Raw genomic sequence first — 23054 nt, forward strand, 5'->3', positions numbered from 1 at the left:
CCCGCGCGTTCCGAGAGGCGCAGCCCGTGCCCCGGCTTGCCTCCCGACCCCGCGACCGACAACCTGCATCGCCCACAGCGGAGCCCGAGCGGATGAGCAGCCACCGCATCTTCAAGACCAGCGTCGCCAGCGTCTACCCGCACTACGTCGCCAAGGCGGAGAAGAAGGGCCGCACCCGCGCCGAGGTCGACGAGATCATCCGCTGGCTCACCGGCTTCGGCCCGGACGAGCTCGCCGCCCACCTGGCCGCCGGGACCGACTTCGAGACGTTCTTCGCCCAGGGTCCGCGCCTCAATCCCGCCCGCGCCGAGATCAAGGGCGTGGTCTGCGGCGTGCGGGTCGAGGACGTCCCCGACCCGCTGATGCGCGAGATCCGCTACCTCGACAAGCTCGTGGACGAGCTCGCCCGCGGCAAGGCCATGGACAAGATCCTCCGCCGGTGACCAGGCGCGCCCGGGCCGACGATCAGCCCGCCTGCGCCTTCACGCGCGCGATCAGCGCCGCCGCCTCGGCGGTCGGGGGCCGCTCCACCCGCCGGTACTCCCGACCGTCGGGCGTGCGGGCCAGCAGGCCGGCGTTGCACAGGCTGCGGCGCAGGATGGCGTGGTCGCCGAACAGGTGGCCGGCGTTGATCGCCGCGTTGACCTCGCCTTCGCTCAGGGTCCGCCGCGCCGGCAGCCGCGCCCACAGCACCCACAGCCCGAGCTCCTGGTGGCGCGTCTTCCCCGGCCAGCGCACCATCCGCCCGGCGGAGTCGAAATGGCCCGCCACCCGGCTCACGGTGGCGAGGTCCATCGGCTCGGCCGGTGGGGCCGGCTCGCGAGTGGCCGGGGTCGGGGCGGCCGCTGCCGCCCCGCCCTGGGCGCGCAGGTGCTGGAAGTTGCGATGACCCGTCGCGCGGGCCAGCATGTTGAGCATCTCCACGTGGCTCGGGAGAGCCTTGCGGGTCATGAGCTGGCCGCGCAGCGAGCGGGCCAGCGCCGAGATGTCCGCCGCGGCGAACGGAATGGCTTCTCTGGACAAACCTCAGGTCTCCGAAGGCGCCTGTCCTCAGGATGTTGCCGGTCACCGTCTTGCAACCGGCGCCGGAGCGGGGTTGTCGGAAGACATCGTCGGGCAGGTTTAGCTCCCCTCGCGGGGCGGTGACGCCTGGGTGAACTGCAGACCCGTGGCGGCCAGCTTAGGGCTCCCGCGCCACGGCATCAACCGGTCCCCGCCCGCGCGCCCAACCCTCGTCGGACCAGGCCCTGCAGGCCGAGCCCCGCCGGCTAGCCGGCCCCGTGGCCGGGCTCCGGCGGGCAGGTGACCACCGCCCGCGGGTCGTCCACCCGCAGCCGCTCCTCGCCCTCCGCCCGCTTCTCGTAGGCGCGCGCCTGCTCCGGCGTCACCGGCAGCGACCAGGGGCCGCGGGTCGACCACACGGGCAGGCCGCTCACCGGGTCCGGCTCGGTGGCCACCACCCGCTGGGCGCCGTCCTCGCGCACCTGCAGCATGAAGGTGCGGATCACGAAGGTCTCGGTCTTCGGCCGCGCCTCCGCCTCCGCCGGCTTGGTGCGGAAGCGGTGCGGGTTCAGCACCCCGGCCGTCCAGCGCAGCTGCTCCAGCTTCACCCGGGTGGCGAACGCCGTCTCCGGCGTCACCCCCGAGGCGATGGCCCAGCCCAGGTCGCAGAACCGCTCCGCCTGCACCTCGCGGGCCTCGCGCATCATCTCCGCGAACTCCCCGTCCGTCCGCCGCCAGCGGTAGACGCTGGACAGCGTCGGCATGGCGGGGTGCCGGCAGATCTCGGCCAGGCTCTCGCCCTCCGCCAGCCGCTCGCAGATCTCGAACGCCACCGCCGGATCATAGCTCGACCGCTGGGCCGAGCGGCCGCTCCGGGCGCCCGCCGTCCGCGCCCTGGCCAGCATCTCGGCGAACCGCGGCTGCGCCTTCGCCCACCGGGCCAGGGTGGCCCGGTGCGGCATGTCCGCCTCGGCGCAGATCGCCGTCAGGCTCTCCCCGGCCGCCAGGCGGGCGCAGACCCGCCGCGCCAGCCGCGCGGAATAGACCTTCGGCCCCGGCCGCGGCGCCCGCCCGTCCGGGCGCAGGACCGGGCGCTCAGAGCGGCGCACAGGCGTGCGCGCCGCCTCCGCCCCCGCGGGCGGATCCGTCTCGTCGTCCATCTCGATGTCCCTGGAAAGGTCGCTGCGCCCAATGGGCCTTGCGCGCCGGGGCGAGCCCGCACGCACAACCTTGCTCGGCCGCCGGGCGCAGCTCTCAAGCCTGCCCGATCGTGCCGAAAAACCCGCGCGCTGTCAAGAACAAAAAGAGAACAAACCGCCGCCGCCTTGCGCTCACCCCACCGTCTGCTGCAGCCACGCCAGCAGGTCGGCGACCACCTCGGCCCGGTTGGTCTCGTTCAGCATCTCATGGCGTCCGCCCCGATAGACCTTCAGCGTCACGTCCAGCCCCGCCGCCCGGTAGGCGTCCACCAGCGGCGTCAGCCGAACCAGCTTCTCGTTGATCGGGTCCTCGTCGCCCACGAACACATAGACCGGCAGCCCGCGCCGCACCCCGGCCAGCGCCTGCGGCGTCAGCTCCCGCTCCCGCAGGCTCGCAAAGGAAGCCGCCGAGGCCTCGCTGAACCGGATGCCGCAGAACGGGTCGGCGATGTAGCGGTCCACCTCCGCCGGGTCCCGGCTCAGCCAGTCGTAGGGCGTCCGCGGATTGGCGTAGACGCTGTTCGGCCCGCCCTTCATCCGCGGCCCGGGCCCGGCCGTGCCCGACAGCACCAGGGCGTCGATCAGGCCCGAATGCTCCAGCAGGTAGGCCTGGGCGAACATCGCCCCCATGGAATGGCCCATCAGCACCAGCGGCAGGCCGGGGTTCTCGTCCCGGGCCAGCCGCGACAGCACCGCCATGTCGTCCACCGCCGCCGGCGCCCCGCCCGGGCCGAAGTCGCCCAGGTGGCTCATCCCCGACGTCAGGCCGTGGCCCCGATGGTCGGCCGCATAGATCCGGAACCCGGCCGCCGCCAGCGGCCCCAGCGGCTCGCGATATCGCCCGGAATGCTCGCCCGCCCCATGCGCCAGCTGCAGCACCGCCCGCGGCGCGGGCCGGTCCTCGCCGGCGGCGTCCCACCGGAACCCGGCCAGCGCCGTCCCGTCGGCCCCATGATAGCGGAAAGTGGTGCTGCGGATCGTCATGGCCGCGAGCTTACCCCACCCCCGGCCCGCCGCCAGCCCATCAGCCTGTCAGCCTTTGTCCTCCGCCAGAACGTGGGCGACGATGGCGTTGGCGTGCCCGTGGCCCATGCCGTGCTCGTCCTTCAGCATGGCCACCAGCTCCATGTGCTTGGCCGGCTGCCTGGCCCGCACCAGCGCCTTCCACTCGGCGATCGGCCGCCCGTAGGTCTTCTCGATCGTTGGAAAGTACGACGCCGGCCCCTTCACCTTCTCCTCAGCCACGAAAGCTCCTCCTCTGATCTCGTCATCGCGGCCTAGCGCCAGCTCCCCAAGGACGCGCCGCGCTGGGCCAGGCCGACACGCCGTCCGCCGCAGGAGCATTCCCCCCGGGAATGCCTCCGTCCCTTAAGGTCCACGGCAGATGCGAGCCTGCCCCTGAAGCTTGGTCAAGGACCGGCCTGCGGCCGGCCGCGCGGCGGCGCGCGCTGCGCGCGCGTCCTTGAGCAAGCATCAGGGGCAGGCAAACTGGCCGCCATGGCCTTAAGCGCCAGCCTGCGCCCAGCGCAGCCCGGCTAAAGCGTCTAGATGACCCCGCCGCTCAGCCCGCCGCTGCGGCCTCGCCGGCGCTGCCCGCCTCCGCCGCCAGCTCCGCCGCCCGCCGCCGCGCCCGCGCCTCGGCGCTGTTGGTCAGCGCCCACCGCATCCCCTGGCCCAGCGCCCGGATCCCGGCCCGCGCCGTCGCCCGCCGCGCGCCCGACAGCCGGAAACCGTGCATCTCCGCCGCCCAGGCCGGCAGCAGGTCCTTGGCCGCATCGAAGGTCAGCTTCATGGCCGGGGCCGCCGCCGGGCTCGGCGCCGGCTGGGCCAGCAGGGCGCTGGCCACCGCCTGCGACCGCACGTCGGACCGAAGCTTCGGCCGCACCGCCTCCAGGTAGGCCGCCACCTCGGCCCGGTTGCGCGGCACGTCGGGGGCGCCCAGCCGCCGGGCGATCTCGGCCACCTCGCCGTAGTAGCGGTCCTGCTCCGCCGCCGGGAAGCCGGGGTCCACATAGCGCAGGTAGGCCGCCAGGAACGAGCTCACCTCGGCCACATGCACATAGGTCAGGAGCTCGGGGTCGTCGGCGGCATAGGGCGTCCCGTCCGGCAGGGACCCGCGCACATGGCCGTGGATCGCCTTCACCCGCTCGATCAGCCCCTGCGCCTCGGCCCGGTCGCCATAGGTGGTCGCCGCGATGAACCGCGCCGTGCGCTGCAGCCGCCCCAGCATGTCGCGCCGGAAGTTGGAATGGTCCCACACCCCGGCCAGCGCGCCTGGGTGCAGCATCTGCAGGAACAGCGCCGCCGTCCCGCCGACCATCATGCTGGTGAAGTCGCCATGCACCTTCCAGCAGGCGCTCTCCGGCCCGAACAGCCCCACGTCCGCCCGGTTCCGCTCCACCGTATCGTCCCCCGTGCCCCCCACCAGCCGCCGCACCTGGCCGATCACGGCCTGGCGAAGCGGGGCGGCAGGGGAGGGGCGAGGCGGCATGGCGATTGAAGATAGGACGGCCGGCCCGCAGGGGAAGAGCGAAGGCGCCGCCCGCCGCCGCTCCCGCCACGTCTCCTCGCCATGGCCTTAAGCGCCAGCCCGCGCTCCGCGCCGACGCCCACCGCCGCGCCCCTCTCCCGGGCGCGTAGCGCCTGGGAGAGGCCGGGTGAGGGCGGCGCCGGCGCCACGACCCGCTCCACCGTTGGACCCGAACGGCGCCTGCGCCCACCCCCACCGCTCATCCCGGCGAAAGCCGGGACCCAAGCCGAGCTTCAGCCGCCCGCGACCGTCCGGAGAGGCAGATGGAGAGACCGAACGAAGCGTTTCGCCCGCAGGCCCGAGCCGCCCGCCCCAGGAGGCGCATTCCCACCCCCAACCGATCAGTCCCCGAACGCGGGATGAAACGAGACGTCGCCGCTCGCCGGCGGGCCGCCCAGGACGATCCGCTGGAAGTAGCGCGACCTGGCGCGCCGGTAGGTCAGCGCCGCGTCGCTCACAAAGCCGAACCGCCCATAGTAGGCCGGATCGCCGAGCAGCACGCACCCCGCCGCGCCCCTGAGCCGCAGGTCCTCGAGCGCGGCCCGCACCAGGGCCTGCCCGATGCCCCTGCGCTGACGCTCCGGCCGCACCGAGACCGGTCCAAGGCCATACCAGCCGGGCTGTTCGGGCTCGATGGTCACGGGCGAGCAGGCCACATGGCCGACGACCTCATGATCGGCGACAGCGACCAGCGAGGTCGTAAGGGCGCCCGCCTCCCTCAGCCGCTCGACGATCAGCGCCTCCGTGCCGCTGCCGTGCGCCGTCGTCTCGAAAGCCCGGGTCGTAAGATGGCTGATCGCGCCCGCGTCGGCGGGTCGCTCTGGTCTGATGTCCAATGTCTGAGTCCTCTGGAAGCCCAACAGGCGCGGCCCGCTCCGCGCGTGCGCGGAGGCCGCAGCATCCGCCTCAGGCGGAGACGATCAGAGGGCGATCACAGCCTCGAACATCCGGCGAAGCTAGGCCCCGTTGAGGCCCCGCGCAACCGGGGAGGAAGGCCGTCGCGGGGCGGGCTTCGCCGCTGAGACGACCGCCCGCGCCTAGTCGACCTCCCGGAGCATTCCCACCCGAGAATGCCTCCCCCCTTAAGGTCCACGGCAGATGCGAGCCTGCGGGCTCCGGTCAGTCAAGGACGCGCCCTCCGACCGCTCCTTGAGGTGAGGCGCGGTCGCGCGCCAGCGCGAGCGATCAGTCCAGTGGACTGATCGCAGCAACGAACGATCCCGCAGGCAAACTGCCCGCCATGGCCTTAAGCGCCAGCCTGCGTCTTGTAGCGCTTGCCTTTAGCCTCGTGCTCGACTCAGCGCAGGGTAAGGAGTTCGGCCTGAGCCTTGGCGATGTTCTCAGTAAGGCACTGCCTCATGTGCAGGCTCTTCTCCGTGAGCAGGCGCTTCTGATACTCGCCGAGATTTCGACCGAGTTCGGCCGCGCGCGACTGGCGCCGCTGCTCCGCCCGCTCAGCCCGGCGCTGTTCTTCCCGGCGGTCATCGCGAGCTCCGTCCAGATGCCGCTTCAGGACCTCGGCCTCGGAAGGCTCTCGCGGAGCAGCGGGGGCAGCGGCTTCCACGCTCATCAGGCCAGAACGGAACAGAATCCGAGCGATCTCTAAGAGGAGAGCGCGCTGCTGAGTAGGACTCAGAACCTTTTCGGAGCTGCCCATCCCTTCCAGGCTAACGTCGTACTGGCGCTTCAGAAAAGCCAGCGCGCTGTTCAGAGTGGGCGGGCTGCCCGTCAGGCCCCGGTGATAGGCCCAGTCGCGCGCAAGCTTGTTTTGGCCGGCCCAGAGGTGCACCTCCCCTCGTGCGGGTTCGCTTCCAAAAGCTGCCCGCGCCGCGCAGCACAGCTTGTTGAGGAACGGGTATTGGGGTGCATAAGCAACGCAAGCTACCGCAATGGCTGCCAGCCCGGCGAGCATCAGCCAGCCCTCCAGGGCGTCGCTTGGGAGGCCGACCAGGGCCGCTAGGAAGCCGATCGCTCGGACCGCTAGAGACGTGGCGAAAAGCCCCCCTAACACCAACCCGCTAAGAGCCACTTCTCAACTGCCGTCAAGGACTGACCTAGATAAGCGAACACGCCTTCCCCCCTGTCCGAGCGAGTAGGTTTAGGGAAGAGAGGTTTACACAGGCCTACAGTACCGGTTCACCACCCTGGTAGACGACGGGCCGGCGTCCGCAGGGCTGAGCGGAAGCGGAGGTGGAACTGCCACTCTCCACCCGAGCGTCGAGCCCGCCGATGCTTCACGATCGACGAAGCTGAGCGCCCGTTGATGATCGCCATCGCGCGGTAGCGACGTAGTCATCCCGCAGGCATCCTCCAGCCATAACGATCAACACGAGCCTGCGCTCTCGCGCAGCCACTCGCCCCGCGCCCCTCTCGCAGGCGCGCAGCGCGCTGGGACGAGGCAGGAAGGTCCGCTCGCGAGCAATCGCTTACGAGCCGCGATGGGAGCGGTTCGGGCGTTAGATGGACGGCCCTGCACGAGCCGTGCGAGGCTGAGCCATGACGGCGCACACGATCACTAGTGAGAACTACGGTGAGGCGCAGGATGCGATCAGAGACATCCTACTGCTCTACGTGGACATGGCAGAGTCGTACTCGGGCTTCGGGCACGCCACAGACGTGAACGTACGGTTCGACCCTCTCAAGTTCGTAGACGCGGAGCTGATAACTCCGACTGGCTACGCACCACTCGTGGACATCACCCTCCTGCGAACCGGGTCTGCGATCGCAATTCTCTGCGCGCTCTACGATGAGTGGTGCGAGTTCGAAGCGGTTGTCGGTCGTCGCTTTAAGGAGGCGATCCAGTCCGGACGATTGGGCTTGGTTCCAGACGTTGATCTCGTGGCGCGAGAGGCGCTCCAGCGCGGCGAGATGCGCCTGGAAGACATGTGGTTCGATGAGGCTGTGGAGCCGATCTACCAGCGCCACGTGGTTGGCTACTTCGAGAGGCTCTCCAAGATGCACCGACAGAAGGGTGGCGACGGATTCATCGCCAAGTAGGCCGTATCCACAGCTGAGTTCCGAACGTCAGCTTCCCGACCCGCAGCGAAGTTCCGCTTCCCACCCATAGCGGACGTTGAGAATGTCCGCTCCGCGGCCACAAGCCCGAAGGTCCGGTTTTCGGACGCGGGCCAACGTCGGCTAACGACCCACCTCAGACCTTGTGAGCGCCCACGCCTCCCACCCATAGCTGACGTTTCCCTGGCCAAGCTTTGCGTCTGCCCCGAAAGCGGACGTTCCCATGGCCAGCTAAGAGTCAGTAGCCGACCTCCCGCGCCCCCACCCCACCTCACCTCCCTTGACTCCGCACGCTCCTCCCCCCAAACCGCGCCGAAGCTGCAAAAACACGCCCCGAGGGAGGCTCTTATGCGCGTCGGTGTGCCCCGCGAGATCAAGCCTGACGAATACCGTGTCGGGCTGACGCCCACCGCGGTCCGCGAATACGTCTCCCACGGCCACGAGGTGGTGGTGGAGCTGGGGGCCGGGGCCGGCGCCGGCTACGCGGACGAGGCCTATGTGCGGGCCGGCGCCCGCCTGCTGCCGAACGCCGACGAGGTGTTCGCGCAGGCCCAGATGATCGTGAAGGTGAAGGAGCCGCAGCCTGTCGAGTGGGCGCGCCTGACCGACAAGCACATCCTCTTCACCTACCTGCACCTGGCGCCCGACCCCGCCCAGGCCGAGGGCCTGCTCAATTCGGGCTGCGCCGGCATCGCCTACGAGACGGTGACCGATCCGCAGGGCGGGCTGCCGCTGCTGGCGCCCATGTCCGAGGTGGCCGGCCGCATCGCCGTCTTCTCGGCTGGCGAGACCCTGCTGAAGCACAACGGCGGCATGGGCCTGCTGATCGGCGGGGTGCCCGGCGTGCCGCCGGCCCGGGTGGCGGTGCTGGGCGGCGGCGTGGTCGGCATGAACGCCGCGCGCATGGCCGCGGGCCTGGGGGCCGAGGTGGTGGTGCTGGAGCGCTCGATCCCGCGCATGCGCCAGCTGGACGACATGTTCCAGGGCCGGGTGCTGACCCGCTACTCCACCCAGGACGCGGTGGAGGAAGAGGTGCTGAAGGCCGACGTGGTGATCGGCGCGGTGCTGAGCGCCGGGGCCAGCGCGCCCAAGCTGGTGCGCCGCGAGCACCTGTCCCGCATGAAGCCGGGCTCGGTGCTGGTGGACGTCTCCATCGACCAGGGCGGCTGCTTCGAGACCAGCCGGCCGACCACCCACAACAATCCCACCTACACCGTCGACGGGGTGGTCCACTACTGCGTGGCCAACATGCCGGGGGCTGCGCCGCGCACCTCGTCCGAGGCTCTGGTGCACGCGACCCTGCCGTTCGGCCTGCAGCTGGCCGACCAGGGGCTGGACGCCCTGAAGAAGAACGTCCACCTGGCCAAGGGCCTGAACGTGCTCGCCGGCCACGTCGCCCACCCGGCGGTGGCCGAGGCGCTGGGCAAGGGCTTCAAGGACGCCTACGGCGCCTGGAAATAGCAGCGGCCTGAGGTGCGAAGATGCGGGGCGGCGGAGCGATCCGCCGCCCTTTGTTTGACCACGAACCACACGAACCACACGAACGGTCGGTGCGGCGGAGATCGAGCGCCCGATGGAGTCTCGCGCGCCGCAGGCGCGCAACCCGCCGCCTGGCCCGGCGCCTGCTCGCCCATGTTCGTGTGGTTCGTGTGGTTCGTGTGGTTCGTGGACAATCTTTGCGGCGCCGCCGCCCGCGCCGCCGCCGATGGTCTTGGCGCTCGACATACCCCAGCAACATTGGTCACGGTCTCTTCCGACAAACTCTTGGGAGGAGCCGCCATGTGTGACGACGACATTCACCCCGGCCTGGTGCAGGACCCCACCGTGTCGCGCCGCGGCCTGGGGCTGTGGACCGTGGCCGCCGCCGGCGTGGCCGCCGCGACCGCGGCCGGGGCGCAGGCCAAGGTGGTGGAGAAGGACGTCCAGGTGAAGACGCCGGACGGCGTCTCGGACTCGGTCCTGTTCTATCCGGAGGGCAAGGGGACCTGGCCCGGCGTGCTGCTGTGGCCCGACATCATGGGCCTGCGGCCCGTGAAGCGGGAGATGGGCCGCCGGCTGGCGTCGGCGGGCTATGTGGTGCTGGTGGTGAACCCCTTCTACCGGTCGGCCAAGGCGCCGGTGCTGCCGGGGAACATCAACTTCTCGGACCCGGCCACGCGGGCGACCCTGATGGGCTATCGCCAGGCGATGACCAACGAGGGGATCGACAAGGACGCGGTGGCCTATGTGGCCTTCCTGGACGCCCAGCCGCAGACCAAGAAAAAGGCCCGCGTGGGCGTGCAGGGCTACTGCATGGGCGGGCCGCTGTCGTTCCGCACCGCTGGGGCGGTTCCGGGCCGGATCGGCGCGGTGGGCTCGTTCCACGGCGGCGGCCTGGTGACCAAGGAGGCGTCGAGCCCGCACCTGCTGATCCCCAAGACCAAGGCCGAGTACCTGGTAGCCGTGGCGCGCAACGACGACGCCCGGGCGCCGGACGATAAGGAGGTGCTGAAGAAGGCCTTCGCCGACGCCGGCAAGCGGGCGGTGGTGGAGGTCTATACGGCCGACCACGGCTGGTGCGTGCCGGGCAGCCAGGTCTACGACCAGGCCCAGGCCGAGCGCGCCTGGTCCGAGCTCCTGGCCATGTACAAGCGCGCCCTGGTTTGACGCGCTGGCCCGACCTGGGCCATTACCCGCATTGTGAGGCGGTCCCCCGTGATCCGGGGGCCAAGAGGGAACAGGGGTGCAGCGGCCTGATCTGAGGCCGCCAATCCCCGGCTGTGCCCGCAACTGTGAGCGGCGAGGGCCGCGTCCGATGTCCTCCGTATGCGGAGGAACGCCACTGGGAAACCGGGAAGGCGAGGGCGCGACACCCGGTGACCCGCAAGCCAGGAGACCTGCCGCCTCCGTCGCTCGTCCGTGGCCCGGGTCCAGGCCATCGGCGCGGGACGGCGCATGGTGCGCCCTCCGTCGCAGCGACGCCGCTGAAACGACGGAGGCGCGACATGCGCAAGACGACCCTGTTCCTCACCGCCGCGGCCCTGGCCGCTGCGTCCACCCCCGCCCTGGCCGCCGAAGCCGCCGACGCCGCCGCCCTGGACGAGGTGGTGGTCACCGCCACCCGCCTGCCGAGCGACCCTGACCTGGTGACCGGCGCGCGGGTGATCGGCCGGGCTGAGCTGGAGGCCCGCCAGACCCCCTTCGCCACCGACGTCCTCTCCACCCTGCCCGGCGTGGCCGTGGCCCGCACCGGCGCCTATGGCGGCGTGGGCGCGATCCGCATCCGCGGCGCGGGGCCCGACAAGACCCTGGTGCTGATCGACGGCGTGCCGGCCGGCGACCCGGCCGATCCCGGCGGCGCCTTCGACCCCGCCTCGCTGCAGACGATGGACCTGGAACGCATCGAGCTGCTGTCCGGGCCGCAGAGCTCGCTGTGGGGTTCCGAGGCGATCGGCGGCGTCGTGGCCCTGACCACCCGCGAGCTGGACGGCTGGCGCCTGGACCTGGAGGGCGGCCAACGCGACACCGCCCGTGGCTTCCTCGGCGTCGGACGCGCCTCGGACAGCGGCGCGCTGTCGGCCACCATCACGGGGTTCCGCACCGACGGGATATCCAAGGCCGCAGGCGGCGCCGAGGCCGACGGCTTCGAGACCGTGACCGCCAACCTCTCCGGCCGCCTCTCCCTCTCGGCTACTGCGAGCCTGGAGGCGAAGCTCCGCTACACAGACAGCGAGGTGGAGATCGACGGCTTTCCGGCGCCGGCCTTTGAGCTGGCTGACACCGAGGACCGCAACACCTCCCGTGCTTGGTCCGGCTTGATCCGGGGCCGGTTCGAGGCCCTTGGCTTCAGCCAAGCGGTGAGCCTGTCAGCGTACGACCTGGATCGAAAGAACATCTCCGACTTCCCGTCCCGCTTCTCCGCCGACCGGCAGGTTCTGCGCTGGACCGCCGAGCGTGACGGCCTGGTGCTGGGCGCCGAGCGGCAGGAAACCGAGGCCAACCTGTCCGGGCGGGTGGAGCAGGACCTCTCCGTGACCTCGGCGTTCGGCGTCGTGCGCCGCGAAGTGGACGTGCTCACCGTCACCGCGAGCCTGCGGTATGACGACCCCGACCAGTTTAAGGGGCGCGCGACGGGCCGGGTTTCGGCCGCGGCGCGCCTGCCGGCGGGCTTCACGCTCACCGGATCCGCCGGCACGGGCTTCAAGATCCCCACCATCAGCCAGTTCGCCTGCGATTTCTGCTTCGCGCCGCCCTTGGCTCTCAAACCGGAGAAGGCGGAGGGCTACGACCTGCGCTTGGGCTGGCGCGGCGAGCGGGTGCGAGCAGCTTTCACCGCCTATCGGCTCGATGTGAAGGACCAGATCACCTACCAGGGCCTCCGCTACATCAACATCGCCCGTACCCGCTCGGAAGGCCTGGAGGCCGAGGCGGACGCCGACATGACCGATAACCTCACCCTGCGGCTGGCCTACGCCCGCACGGATGCGGTGGACCGTTCGACCGACGCCAGCCTCATCCGGGTTCCGGATCACATGGGCGCCGCCACCTTCACTTGGACCGGCAAGCGTCTGACAGGCGCGCTCACGGTGCGAGCCGAATCCAGCCAGACGGACACCGCGCGCGACGGGTTCACCCGCGTCACCCGCAAGGGCTTCGTAACGGCCGACCTCGCCGCCGCCTTCGCCCTCAACGACCGGGTCAGCCTTACCGGCCGCGTCGAGAACCTGACCGACGAGGGCTACTCGGAGAGCTTCGGCTACGCCGAGCCTGGCCGGACAGTCTTCCTTGGCGTCCGCCTGCGGAACTAGACTGCCGGCGAAGCAGGAGGGCGGGCGATGGGCGGTGTCGGGGGATCGAGCGCAGAGCGGGAACTTGCCGAGCTTGCGCCCTGGCCGAGCCCGGCCCCGCCCATTGGCCGCCAGGAGCGGGAGGCCCGGCTTGCGAAGGCGCAGGGCCTGACGGCGGGCGTCGGTGCGGACGCACTGGTCGTCGGCGCGGGCGCCTCGTTGCGCTACTTCGCCGGCGTCGGCTGGAACGCCACCGAACGGCTGGTGGCCATGGTCCTGCCCCGCTCGGGCGAGCCGGTGATGATCTGCCCCGCGTTCGAGGAGGGCTCCTTGCGCGCGGCCTTGGGTATCGAGGCGGGCCTGCGGCTGTGGGAGGAGCACGAGAGCCCCTACGACCTCGCGGCCGCGGTTCTGGCCGAGCTCGGGGTCCGGAGCCTGGCCGTCGACCCGGCCTTAGCCTTCTTCATGTACGACGGCCTGCGCACAGCGGCGCCCCACCTGGAGACCACCAACGGCGCCGGAGTGATCGACGGCTGCCGCATGATCAAGTCGCCGGCCGAGCTGGCGCTGATGGCCCAGGCGAAGGCTATGACGCTGGAGGTCCACCGGCGGACGGCGCGCATCTTGCGCGAGGGGATCACCACGACTGAGGTGCGCCGGTTCATCGACCAGGCGCACCGAACGCTGGGGGCGGACGATGGCTCCTCGTTCTGTGCGGTGCAGTTCGGCGAGGCCACGGCCTACCCGCATGGCCTGCCTGGCGAGCAGCAGCTGAAGCGTGGCGACGTGGTGCTGATCGATACGGGCTGCCGGGTGCAGGGCTACAACTCGGACATCACCCGCACCTACGTCTTCGGCGAGCCTAGTCCCGAGCTGGTTCGGATCTGGGAGATCGAGAAGCGCGCCCAGGCGGCGGCGTTCGCCGCCGTTCGTCCCGGCGTGCCGTGCGAGGAGATCGACGCGGTCGCGCGCCGGGTGCTCGAGGCCGAAGGCCTTGGCCCGGACTACCGGCTGCCTGGCCTGCCGCACCGCACGGGCCATGGCATCGGTCTGTCCATCCACGAGGCGCCTTACCTGGTGAAGGGCGATCGCACGCCCCTGCACCCGGGAATGTGCTTCTCAAACGAACCGATGATCGTCCTGCCGGGCGCCTTCGGGGTGCGCCTGGAGGACCATTTCCACGTGACGGAAGACGGCGCCGCCTGGTTCACCGAGCCGCAACCGAGCCTGGAGCAACCGTTCGGCTGACGCCTAGGCGGCGGCCCAGGCTCGCTCGTCCAGCGCCATGGGGTCGTCGATCGCCATTTCGTCCCAGTCGAGATCCGGCGGGGGGCTCATGGCGGCAGCGACGACGGCGCTCATCTCGGCCGCCGAGGCGACACCCACCAGCACCGTTGAGGCTTCCGGCCGCGACAGGGCGAAGCCGAGGGCCGCCTGCAGCGGGTCGGAGCGACCTTCGGCGATCAGGCGGCGCGCCCGGCTGATGCGGCCGGCGGCGGCTTTCAGGTGGCTGGGGGCGCGGTCGGGCGGCAGGAACAGCAGGCCGTTCAGGAAAATGGAGCGCAACTGCACCTCGACACCCATCTCGGCGAGTGCGGCCAGGGTTCCGTCCACCAGCAGCCGCTGGTCGAGCAGCGATGCCGGCGCCTGGACCACGTCTGGCTTGAACCGGCGGGTCAGGCCGATCGGGTCGTCCGACGCGTAGACCGAAACCCCGATCTTGCGACACAGGCCGCTGTCGCGCAGCGCCCTCAGGCGGTCCCACACGATTGGCCCGTTCGTGGAGAACAGGTCCGTGGCCGAGGGGGCGAGGATGGTGTCCACACGGTCCACGCTCAGGCGCTGCAATTGCGCGCGCACCTCGGCCTCCACCAGGTCGGGCCCACGATCCGGGCGCACGGTGGTGATGGTCATGCGGAACGGGTTCGGCTTCGGCGTGATCTGGCCGAGCGTCGTCTCGACGGTGGCAGGGCAGCGGCTGACCTCCAGCGCTCCGATGCCGGAGCGGGCGGCGATCGCCAGGATGTCACGGGCTTCCGCGTCACGCGGGCGTCCGCGGAATGCCGGCTGGTCGAGGCCGAACTGGCCCGAGCCGAGGCCGAGCTTGGTGATCGGAGACGTCATGGAGGCGTAAGGTCTGGTAAGGTCCCTATGAGCCGCCACATTCCCTTAAGATGCTTACGAACCCGTCTACACAACCTTGCCTGAGGGTTAAGGCTTGATCGTCCACCCCCTGCCCGAGTGGCCCACCTTTGGGCTGACCGATGATGTCCGTCCGGCTCTCCGGGCAGCGCGCGACGCCGGCCTGCCCATGGTGCTGGCCACTCTGGTGCGGGTGGACGGCGGCGGACCGCGACCGCCGGGGACCCAGATGGCCTTCGCCGATGGGATCGTTGCGGGCTACTTCTCCGGCGGATGCGTCGAGGGCGACGTGGCGGGCCATGCGGCGGATACGCTGGCGGACGGGCGCCCGCGCAGCCTGGTGTATGGCGAGGGCAGCCCCTGGCCGGACATCCGCCTGTTGTGCGGAGCCCGGATCGAGATCGTGCTGGAGCGTGTGGCCGCCGACGATGCAGCGCTTGCGGAACTGCTGTCGGCCGAACGCGAGCGACGGGCGGTCGTCTGGGTCAGCGACGGCGAGGCGCGGGCCTGCGCGCCTGACCTGGAGCCGCGACCCGACGCCACCGTCGTACGGATCTACGACCCCGTGCCGCGGCTGGTCGTGGTGGGCGGCGATCCCACCGCCCTGGCGATCGCCGAGCTCGGCGTCCGGTCCGGCTTCGAGACGACTCTGGTCCGGCCGAAGGGCCCAGCCGCGCCGCCGCCCATCTACGGGCTCGCCTATCGGCGCGAGGAGCCGGCGGAGGCGCTGGCGGCGCTCGGGCTCGACCCTTGGACGGCGGTCGCCGTCGCTACGCACGACCTGGAAACGGACCAGGACGCACTGCGCGCCGCCCTGACGTCGCGGGCCGGGTATGTCGGCCTGCTCGGTGCGCGCGCCCGCCTGCCGGAGCGCCTGGCCCGGCTGCGCGCCACCGGGGTGTCGGAGAGCGCCATCGCCCGGCTGCACGCCCCTATCGGCCTCGATATCGGGGGCAAGGCGCCCTTTGAAGTGGCCGTTTCGGTGGTCGGCGAGATCATGGCGCTCCGCTACGCGCGTTCCAACGGCAACGCCTCCACCACGTCGCCCGCCGCCACCGCCGGCGCCCCCGCCTGACGGCGTAACAGGGCGTCCGAGACGGCGAACACGCTGACCAGAGAAGAGTCCTGTTCCCGGTAGGGACGGACGCCGACCATGCCATCCGCATAGCTTAGCTTGGCGCGCATCCAGTGCTCACGGGCGCCGTTGGCGGGGAGGTCCTGCTCCAGCCGTGCGGTGATCGTCGAAGGCGCGGTGGCTGCGCCCTGAAAGGCCATGATGATCGGCCGCAGGAACATCTCCGCGCAAACGAAGGCCGAGGCGGGATTGCCGGGCAGGCCCAGCATCCGGCGCCCGTCGCCCAGCACCCCGAAGAAGGTGGGCTTGCCGGGCCGTACCGCCACGCTCTCCACGCGGAAAGAAAGGCCGAGCGCCAGCCCCGCGTCGCGCACTAGGTCGTGGTCGCCCACGGACGCGCCGCCAAGCGTGACCACCAGGTCCGCGTCCGCATCGCGCAGGGCAGCGATCACCGCGTAGAGCTCGTCGGCCAAGGGCTTGGCGCGCACGACCTCGGCGCCCCAGCCGGTCATCATCGCCGCGAGAGCGGGCGCGCCGGAATCGTAGATCTGGAAAGGGCCGGGCTCGGCCGGCGCCTCGACGATCTCCTCGCCCGTGGAGAGCAGGGCGACCCGCGGCCGTCGCACAACCGACAGCTCCGCCCGGCCCGCCGAGGCCGCCAGCGACAGCCGCCACGGATCGATGCGCACCCCGCGCTGGAGCAACACCTGACCCTGCCGGAAGTCGCCGCCCGCTGGCCGCACGTGGTGGCCGTGAGACGCGGCCGGTGCATGAACCACGTCGCCCTCTCGCCGGCAGTCCTCTTGGATCACCACGGCGTCGCAGCCGACGGGAACCGCGGCGCCGGTGAAGATGCGCACGGCCTCGCCCGCCCCGACCGCGCCTTCGTACCCGTGCCCCGCGGCGCTCTCGCCCACGATCCGCAGAGCGCCGGGACAGTCCGCGGCGCGCACGGCGTACCCGTCCATGGCCGAGGCGGGGAAGGGCGGCTGGTCACGGCGCGCTTCGACGTCCTCCGCCAGCACCCGGCCGGTGGCGCGCGCTAAGGGCGCGGTCTCGGCCGGCAGCGCGGCGACCTCGGCCAACATCCGTGCGCGCGCGTCATCAACCGGAAGCAGCTTCATGGCTCGCCCTCAGCCGTCCGCGCGCCAGCCGCCGGACTTCCCGCCGGTCTTCTCCACCAGCCGCACCGCCTCGATGACCATGCCCTTCTCCGCCGCTTTCAGCATGTCGTAGAGGGTGAGCAGGGCGACCGAGGCGGCGGTCAGGGCCTCCATCTCGACGCCGGTCTGACCGGTCGTCTTCACCCGCGCGCTGACGGCAAGCCCGCCGTCGGCCGGCTCCACCCGAACCTCGACCTTGGACAGCGCCAGCGGGTGGCACATGGGGATCAGGTCCGCGGTGCGCTTGGCGGCCATCACCCCTGCGATTTCGGCGACCGCGCGGACGTCCCCCTTCTTCCCGGAGCCCGAAAGCGCCAGCTCGAGCGTGGCCTGCCGCATACGCAGGAAACCTTCGGCCAGCGCCTCCCGAGGGGTGACCGCCTTCTCGGAGACGTCGACCATCCGCGCCCGGCCAGTCTCATCGATGTGGGTGAGCTTGCTCACTGCTCGAGCAGCCGCGGCATCAGCTCCACCATGTTGCAGGGCCCGTGCCGGCTGTCGAGCTGGGCCGCGATCACCTTGTCCCAGCCGTCCTTCACCGCGCCATTAGACCCCGGCAGGCAGAACACGAAGCAGCCCTTCACGATGCCGGCGAGCGCCCGCGACTGCAGGGTGGAGAGCCCGACCGACTGATAGCTGATCAGGTGGAAGATCACCGAGAAGCCGTCGATCTCCTTGTCGAACAGCGGGCGGATGGCCTCCGGCGTCACGTCTCTCCCGGTGATGCCGGTTCCACCGGTGGTGACGATAGCTTCCACCCCCTGTTCGACCCAGGCGAGGACCTGCGCGCGGATGGCCTCCACTTCGTCCGGGACGATGCCCTTCGCGACCAGTTCGTGGCCGGCTGCCCTCACCCGTTCGGCCAGCAGGTGGCCGGAGGTGTCGCTCTCCTCGTCCCGGGTGTCGGAAACGGTCAGGACCGCAACCCGCACCGCCTTGATCGGCTTGGAGGTGTCGATGCGGCCGCCGGGGGTTAGCACAGGCGCGTTCATGGGCATGGCTCCTCTGTCACGCCGTTCTATCCCGCCGCAGGCCGCTCTGGGTAGGGCGCCGCGGGAGATCAGGCGCAACCTCCCGCTCCGCCGCCCGTTGATCTAACAGCGTTACGTCGGGGCGCGCTGAAACAGACCCCTCTCAGGGAGATCTTGATGTCCGCCACGCCGCGGGAGCATCTGCTGGCGCGCATCCGGGAAGGCTATCCGGCGATCGCCTCCGACCTGCTCCAGCCCCTGCTGCGGTTCATGACCGTCGGACGGGGGAACCTGGGCGGGGACACCGATAAGATCCTGGTCATGCTGGTCATTGCGGTGCGCACCACCCAGCACCCCGAGTTCCGTGACTACACGGTCGACGAACTCATGGATGGGGAGGTGGCGGTGTTGCCCTCCCTGGGCATCAACATCCGCTCGATCGCGGACTCGACCGGCATGCCCAAGGAGACCGTCCGGCGAAAGGTGGGCGAGCTGGTGGACGCAGGCTGGCTGATCCGAGACGCCCACAACCTGCGCTACACGGCCGAGGGTTTTGCCGCGGTGAGCCCTGCCCGGGAGGCCATCGAGGACATGGCCGCCCGATACTTCGAGGTGGTCAGGCGCCTTCCCGACGGGCAGCCGGACTGAGGCTCGGATCCCAACGGGCCACGTCGGCGTGATCCTCGGGCCGGGGCTCGATCCACCGCGCGCCGTCCGGCCCATGCTCCTTCTTCCAGAACGGGGCCTTGGATTTCAGGTAGTCCATCAGGAAGTCGCAGGCCTCGAACGCCGCGCGACGGTGCCTCGCCGCAGTGGCGACGAAGACGATGGGCTCGCCCGGCGCGATGCGTCCGACGCGGTGCAGGATTCTCAGGTCGGCGATCCCGAACCGCCTCTGGGCCTCGTCGGCGATCCGGCCGATCTCGGCTTCGGTGAAGCCGGGATAGGCCTCTAGCTCGAGCACCGTGGTTGAGCCCGCCTCCGCCCGGGCTATGCCCGTGAAGGTGGTCACCGCCCCAACTTCGGTGCGCCCGGCGGTGAAGTCCGACAGCAAGGCGCCGGGATCGAACGGCGTTTCAGAGAGGGTGATCATCCGCCGCTCATCGGCGGGAGAAACGCGACTTCCGCCCCAGCCGACAGCGGGCGGTCGCCGCGTACGATGGCTTGGTCCAACGCTATCTGCACGCCCGGGGCGGCCAACGCTTCTCCCAGTCGGGCGTCCTCGGCCGTCAGTAGCGCTGTCAACGCCTGGATGGACGCGGCGTCCACCTCCCGCTCACGCCAGCCGGCGAGATCGCGGAGCGGTCCGAACAACAGCACCTTGGCCACTGCTCAGCCCCCCGTCGTAGACATGTGGCGAGCGACGGCAGGGCCAGCGCTCCGTTCGATGCGGAAATCGTGGCCTTTCGGCTTGCCGTCCACAGCCAGCCGGATCGCGTCGACGAGGTCGTCGTCGGAGCCACCGGCGCGGATCACCGCCCGCAGGTCCGAGGCGTCCTCCTGGCCGAGGCAGGTGTGCAGCGTGCCGGTGCAGGTCAGCCGGACGCGGTTGCAAGCCTCGCAGAAGTTGTGGCTGAGCGGGGTGATGAAACCGAGGCGTCCCCCGGTCTCCGCCACCGCGACGTAGCGGGCGGGCCCGCCGGTAGAGAGCGGCAGGTCCGAGAGCGTCCAGAAGCTCTCCAGTTCGGCGCGCACGGTCTCCAGCGACAGGTACTGATCCGTGCGATCAGTCTCGACCTCGCCCAGCGGCATGGTCTCGATCAGCGTCATGTCGCAGCCGCGCCCGTGCGCCCAGCGGATCAGCTCCGGCAGCTCGGCCGCGTTGTCGTCCTTGAGTGCGACAGCGTTGATCTTCACCTTCAGGCCCGCCGCCTGGGCGGCCTCGATCCCGGCGACAACCTTGGCGACATCGCCCCCACGGGTCAGTCGCCGGAAAAGCTCGGGCTTCAGCGTGTCCAGCGAGACGTTCACCCGGCGCACCCCAGCCTCGGCCAACTCGCCGGCGAACTGAGCAAGTCGGGTGCCATTGGTGGTGAGCGTCAGTTCCTCGAGCGCTCCGCTCCGCAGGTGTCGGCCGAGCTCGCGGATTAGCCCCATGACGCCCTTGCGCACGAGCGGCTCACCGCCCGTTATCCGCAGCTTCTTGACGCCCAAAGCCACGAACGCCGAGGCGATCCGGTCGAGCTCCTCCAGGGTGAGCACCTCGGCCTTCGGCAGGAAGGTCATGTGCTCGGCCATGCAGTAGACGCATCGCAGGTCGCAGCGGTCGGTCACCGACACGCGCAGATAGCTGACCGTGCGGCCAAAACCGTCCGTCAGCCCTGTGGGGCCTTGCCCCGATATGGCGTCGTAGGGCGTCATATGGCGACCAAGATAGAGAGGATCGGCGGTTGGCGACAGAGGCGGGTGGGCCGCAATGCTTCGAAGCCGTGGTTCTGGCCGCGGGCGCTGGCTCCCGTTTCGGCGGCGGCAAGCTGCTCGCGCCCTATATGGCGGGCGTCCTGCTGGACGGCGCCCTGGCCGCCGCCTTCGCAGCCCCGGCGCGGAGCGTCACGGTGGTCACAGGCGCGCAGGAGCAGGCGGTGGCGCAGGCCGCCATCCGTCTGGCCGACCGTCTGGGGGTGCACGCGCGCCTGCGGATGGTGCACGCGGCCGATTACGCCCTGGGCATGGCTCATTCGCTGCGGATGGGGATCGCGAGCCTTCCCGCCGAGACGGAGGCGGCCTTCGTGTTCCTGGGCGACATGCCCCGCGTGCCGCGCGAGATCCTCCGGCCTATGGCCGAAGCGGTCGACGCGGGCGCGCCGGCCGCCGCGCCCGTCTTCCAGGGCCGGCGAGGCAATCCCGTGCTGTTGTCCGCGGCCCTGTTCCCGCAGGTGCTGGCGCTCAGCGGCGACGCCGGCGCCCGCGCCGTGCTGGAGGGCCTCGGCGAGCGGCTGGCCCTCGTGACGGCCCCGGACGACGGCGTGCTCTACGACGTCGACCGGGCTGAGGACCTGCCGCGCTAGGCCTTGACGAACGGGAGGCTGGTGGTCGGCTGGCCGCCCATCGCCAGCAGGGCGTTGGCCACCGCAGGGGCAATCACGGGCGTGCCCGGCTCCCCCACGCCGCTCGGCGGGTTCGGCGACGAGACGATGTAGGTTTCCACCCTGGGCGCCTCGGAATTCCGCAGCACCCGATAGGTGTCGAAGTTCTGCTGGTCGACCTTGCCGTCCGTGAGAGTGATCGCGCCGTAGAGCGCGGCCGAGAGGCCGTAGCAGGTGCCCCCCTCCATTTGGGCCGCGACCTGGTTGGGCGAGATGGCGATGCCGCAGTCGATGGCGGTGACCACCCGGCCGACCTTCGGCTGGCCGTCCACCAGCTGCACTTCCGCGATCTGCGCCACCACCGAGCCGAAGCTCTCGTGCACCGCCACGCCGCGCGTCCAGCCCGCAGGGGCCGGCGTTGTCCAGCCCGCCTTCTCGGCGGCCAGGTTCAGCGCCGCCAGGTGCCGGTTGGCTCCGGCCTTCACATAGAGTGCGCGGCGGTAGTCCACCGGATCCTTGCCGGCCTTGCGCGCCAGCTGGTCGATGGTGTGCTCCATGACGAAGGCGGTGTGGGTCGCGCCCACAGAACGCCACCACAGCACCGGCACCCCGATGTCCGGCGTGATCACCTGGGCGTCCACCACCGGCGTGGCCTTCAGATAGGGCGAGCCCTTGGCGCCCTCCACCGCGGTGTCGTCCAGCTTGGGCGTGCCCATGGGCGAGCCCTTCATGATCGACTGCGTGACGATCCGATGGCGCCAGGTGGCCGGGAAGCCGTCCGCATCGGTGGTGACGCGGACCGCATGGTGCACGATCGGACGGTAGTAGCCCGCCTGCATGTCGTCTTCACGGGTCCAGACCAGCTTCACCGGCCGGCCCTTGCCGACCTTCTTGGCGATGTGCACGCATTCGACCACGTAGTCGGACTGGAAGGTCGCGCGGCGCCCGAACGAGCCGCCGGCGAACAGGGTCTCGACCTCGATGGCGCCCGGCGCGTTGATCACGACCTTCGCGGCGTTCATCTGGTCCATGGTCGGGATCTGCGAGCCATGGATCAGCTTGCAGCGGTTGCCGTCGACGATGGCCACGCAGTCCAGCGGCTCCATGGACGCGTGCGCCAGGTACGGGAAGTCGTAGGCGGTCTCGAGCGCCGCGGTCCCGCCCGCCGCCTGAGCGGCGTCGCCCTTGCTGTCGAAGGCGACCCACTCGGTCTTGTCGGGCGTGGTTTTCCCCGTGGCGATGTCGCGATAGAGGGCGGTGATCTCCGCCGAGCCGCGCTTTTCCGCCTTGCTCTCGTCCCACACGACCTTCAGGGCGTCCCGGCCCTGCCGCGCCGCCCAGGTGTTCTCGGCCACCACGGCCACGCCGCTCGGGATCTGGAAGACGTCGACCACGCCCGCGATCTGGCGGGCCGGAGCGGCGTCGAAGCTCTTCACCTTGGCGCCGAAGCGCGGCGGGTGGGCCACCATGGCCACCAGCATGTTCGGCAGCCGCACGTCCTGGGTGAACCTGGCCTGGCCCGTGCTCTTGGCCACCGAGTCCTTGCGGCGGACCCGGTCAGTGCCGATCAGGGTGAAGGTCTTCGGATCCTTCAGGGTCGGGGATTGCGGCGGGGTCACCTTGGCCGCGTCCTCCAGCAGCTCGCCGAAGCCCGCCTGGCGGTTCGACCCGGCGTGGCGCACCACGCCGTCCTGCACGGTCACCTCGCCGGCCGGCACGTTCCACCGGGCGGCGGCGGCCTGCACCAGCATGGCGCGGGCCGAAGCGCCGGCGGTGCGCAGCTGTTGCCAGGAGTTGGCGATGGCGGTCGAGCCGCCCGTGCCCTGCACGCCCATCAGTGTGTTGGCGTAGACCTTGGCGTTGCCCGGGGCCTGCTCGACGCGGACCTTGGCCCAATCGGCGCCGAGCTCCTCGGCCACGATGGCCGCGAGCCCGGCATGGTTCCCCTGGCCGAACTCGATGTGCTTGGAGAGCACCGTCACCCAGCCATCGGGGCTGATGCGCAGGAAGGGCCCGAAAGCGCCGAAGTCCTTCTTCGCCCCGATGCTCATGATGTCGGCGGGCGAGCAGCCCACCAGCAGGGCGCCGCCGGCCAGGGTGGCGCCGACCGCCAGGGCTTCGCGGCGCGTGGCGCCCTGGCTCAGGTCCTTGAGGAGCTTCTTCAT

24 protein-coding genes and 1 riboswitch are annotated in these 23054 nt (G+C 70.9%); of the genes, 9 read left to right on the forward strand and 15 right to left on the reverse strand.

Annotated features, from left to right (window positions below; genetic code table 11):
* The first annotated feature begins 92 nt into the window (after positions 1-92).
* Positions 93-443 (forward strand): DUF2200 domain-containing protein, encoded by a 351-nt coding sequence (locus VIL67_RS05680; RefSeq protein WP_332047864.1) that lies wholly within the window; start codon positions 93-95, stop codon positions 441-443.
* A gap of 22 nt (positions 444-465) precedes the next feature.
* Here VIL67_RS05680 and VIL67_RS05685 read toward each other — a convergent pair whose 3' ends face one another.
* The 7 genes from VIL67_RS05685 to VIL67_RS05715 form a co-directional block, all read right to left on the reverse strand.
* A complete protein-coding gene (locus VIL67_RS05685) occupies positions 466-1023 on the reverse strand; it encodes a DUF2087 domain-containing protein (RefSeq protein WP_332047865.1) in 558 nt (185 codons plus the stop codon).
* Positions 1024-1268: 245 nt separating this feature from the next.
* Positions 1269-2162, reverse strand: coding sequence for a terminase small subunit-like protein (locus VIL67_RS05690; protein WP_332047866.1), 894 nt, complete (start codon positions 2160-2162; stop codon positions 1269-1271).
* 171 nt (positions 2163-2333) lie between these two features.
* Positions 2334-3185, reverse strand: coding sequence for an alpha/beta fold hydrolase (locus tag VIL67_RS05695; RefSeq protein ID WP_332047867.1), 852 nt, complete (start codon positions 3183-3185; stop codon positions 2334-2336).
* A 48-nt stretch (positions 3186-3233) separates the two neighbouring features.
* Positions 3234-3446 (reverse strand): DUF4287 domain-containing protein, encoded by a 213-nt coding sequence (locus tag VIL67_RS05700; RefSeq protein WP_332047868.1) that lies wholly within the window; start codon positions 3444-3446, stop codon positions 3234-3236.
* 316 nt (positions 3447-3762) lie between these two features.
* The gene (locus VIL67_RS05705; RefSeq protein ID WP_332047869.1) at positions 3763-4692 is read right to left on the reverse strand and encodes an oxygenase MpaB family protein; all 930 of its coding nucleotides are present in this window, start codon (positions 4690-4692) and stop codon (positions 3763-3765) included.
* 380 nt (positions 4693-5072) lie between these two features.
* Complete coding sequence (locus tag VIL67_RS05710) at positions 5073-5567, reverse strand: GNAT family N-acetyltransferase (RefSeq protein WP_332047870.1); 495 nt, start codon at positions 5565-5567, stop codon at positions 5073-5075.
* A gap of 461 nt (positions 5568-6028) precedes the next feature.
* Positions 6029-6643 (reverse strand): hypothetical protein, encoded by a 615-nt coding sequence (locus VIL67_RS05715; RefSeq protein WP_332047871.1) that lies wholly within the window; start codon positions 6641-6643, stop codon positions 6029-6031.
* A gap of 584 nt (positions 6644-7227) precedes the next feature.
* Between VIL67_RS05715 and VIL67_RS05720 the strand changes: the two genes are divergently transcribed.
* The 5 genes from VIL67_RS05720 to VIL67_RS05740 all read left to right on the forward strand — a co-directional run bounded on the left by VIL67_RS05720 (position 7228) and on the right by VIL67_RS05740 (position 13760).
* Positions 7228-7728, forward strand: coding sequence for a hypothetical protein (locus VIL67_RS05720; RefSeq protein WP_332047872.1), 501 nt, complete (start codon positions 7228-7230; stop codon positions 7726-7728).
* A 366-nt stretch (positions 7729-8094) separates the two neighbouring features.
* Positions 8095-9207 (forward strand): alanine dehydrogenase, encoded by a 1113-nt coding sequence (gene ald / locus VIL67_RS05725; protein WP_332047873.1) that lies wholly within the window; start codon positions 8095-8097, stop codon positions 9205-9207.
* A gap of 318 nt (positions 9208-9525) precedes the next feature.
* Positions 9526-10392, forward strand: a complete 867-nt coding sequence (locus VIL67_RS05730) for a dienelactone hydrolase family protein (RefSeq protein WP_332047874.1) — start codon at positions 9526-9528, stop codon at positions 10390-10392.
* Between the two features lie 22 nt (positions 10393-10414).
* Positions 10415-10644, forward strand: a riboswitch (cobalamin riboswitch).
* 86 nt (positions 10645-10730) lie between these two features.
* Positions 10731-12533, forward strand: coding sequence for a TonB-dependent receptor plug domain-containing protein (locus VIL67_RS05735; RefSeq protein WP_332047875.1), 1803 nt, complete (start codon positions 10731-10733; stop codon positions 12531-12533).
* 27 nt (positions 12534-12560) lie between these two features.
* Positions 12561-13760, forward strand: a complete 1200-nt coding sequence (locus VIL67_RS05740; protein ID WP_332047876.1) for a M24 family metallopeptidase — start codon at positions 12561-12563, stop codon at positions 13758-13760.
* Positions 13761-13763: 3 nt separating this feature from the next.
* Here VIL67_RS05740 and VIL67_RS05745 read toward each other — a convergent pair whose 3' ends face one another.
* Entirely contained in the window at positions 13764-14636 is an 873-nt protein-coding gene (locus tag VIL67_RS05745; protein ID WP_332047877.1) for a bifunctional regulator KidO, read from the reverse strand.
* 94 nt (positions 14637-14730) lie between these two features.
* Here VIL67_RS05745 and VIL67_RS05750 point away from each other — a divergent pair, with 94 nt between their 5' ends.
* Positions 14731-15729: an XdhC family protein gene (locus tag VIL67_RS05750; RefSeq protein WP_332047878.1), complete on the forward strand. Its 999-nt coding sequence runs from the start codon at positions 14731-14733 to the stop codon at positions 15727-15729.
* On the opposite strand, the gene VIL67_RS05755 is transcribed toward VIL67_RS05750, so the two are convergent.
* The 3 genes from VIL67_RS05755 to moaB are packed head-to-tail and all read right to left on the reverse strand — an operon-like array spanning position 15663 to position 17884.
* Positions 15663-16853: a molybdopterin molybdotransferase MoeA gene (locus VIL67_RS05755; RefSeq protein ID WP_332047879.1), complete on the reverse strand. Its 1191-nt coding sequence runs from the start codon at positions 16851-16853 to the stop codon at positions 15663-15665. The genes VIL67_RS05750 and VIL67_RS05755 overlap by 67 nt on opposite strands.
* A 9-nt stretch (positions 16854-16862) precedes the next feature.
* The gene (gene moaC, locus VIL67_RS05760) at positions 16863-17336 is read right to left on the reverse strand and encodes a cyclic pyranopterin monophosphate synthase MoaC (protein ID WP_332047880.1); all 474 of its coding nucleotides are present in this window, start codon (positions 17334-17336) and stop codon (positions 16863-16865) included.
* Entirely contained in the window at positions 17333-17884 is a 552-nt protein-coding gene (moaB, locus tag VIL67_RS05765) for a molybdenum cofactor biosynthesis protein B (protein WP_332047881.1), read from the reverse strand. The genes moaC and moaB overlap by 4 nt, the downstream gene beginning before the upstream one ends.
* A gap of 156 nt (positions 17885-18040) precedes the next feature.
* Between moaB and VIL67_RS05770 the strand changes: the two genes are divergently transcribed.
* Complete coding sequence (locus VIL67_RS05770) at positions 18041-18511, forward strand: hypothetical protein (protein ID WP_332047882.1); 471 nt, start codon at positions 18041-18043, stop codon at positions 18509-18511.
* Here the strand turns inward: VIL67_RS05770 and VIL67_RS05775 are convergent.
* From VIL67_RS05775 to moaA, 3 genes are read right to left on the reverse strand one after another with little or no spacing between them, the layout of a single operon-like run.
* Entirely contained in the window at positions 18480-18956 is a 477-nt protein-coding gene (locus VIL67_RS05775) for a molybdenum cofactor biosynthesis protein MoaE (protein WP_332047883.1), read from the reverse strand. The two genes, VIL67_RS05770 and VIL67_RS05775, sit on opposite strands and share 32 nt — an antisense overlap.
* The gene (locus VIL67_RS05780; protein ID WP_332047884.1) at positions 18953-19192 is read right to left on the reverse strand and encodes a MoaD/ThiS family protein; all 240 of its coding nucleotides are present in this window, start codon (positions 19190-19192) and stop codon (positions 18953-18955) included. The genes VIL67_RS05775 and VIL67_RS05780 overlap by 4 nt, the downstream gene beginning before the upstream one ends.
* Positions 19193-19195: 3 nt before the next feature.
* Complete coding sequence (gene moaA / locus VIL67_RS05785; protein ID WP_332047885.1) at positions 19196-20224, reverse strand: GTP 3',8-cyclase MoaA; 1029 nt, start codon at positions 20222-20224, stop codon at positions 19196-19198.
* Between the two features lie 29 nt (positions 20225-20253).
* Between moaA and VIL67_RS05790 the strand changes: the two genes are divergently transcribed.
* Complete coding sequence (locus tag VIL67_RS05790) at positions 20254-20871, forward strand: nucleotidyltransferase family protein (RefSeq protein WP_332047886.1); 618 nt, start codon at positions 20254-20256, stop codon at positions 20869-20871.
* Here VIL67_RS05790 and VIL67_RS05795 read toward each other — a convergent pair.
* Positions 20868-23054, reverse strand: coding sequence for a xanthine dehydrogenase family protein molybdopterin-binding subunit (locus tag VIL67_RS05795; protein ID WP_332047887.1), 2187 nt, complete (start codon positions 23052-23054; stop codon positions 20868-20870). The genes VIL67_RS05790 and VIL67_RS05795 overlap by 4 nt on opposite strands.

Origin of the sequence: Phenylobacterium sp., assembly GCF_036563385.1 — a bacterium.
Classification (GTDB): domain Bacteria; phylum Pseudomonadota; class Alphaproteobacteria; order Caulobacterales; family Caulobacteraceae; genus Phenylobacterium.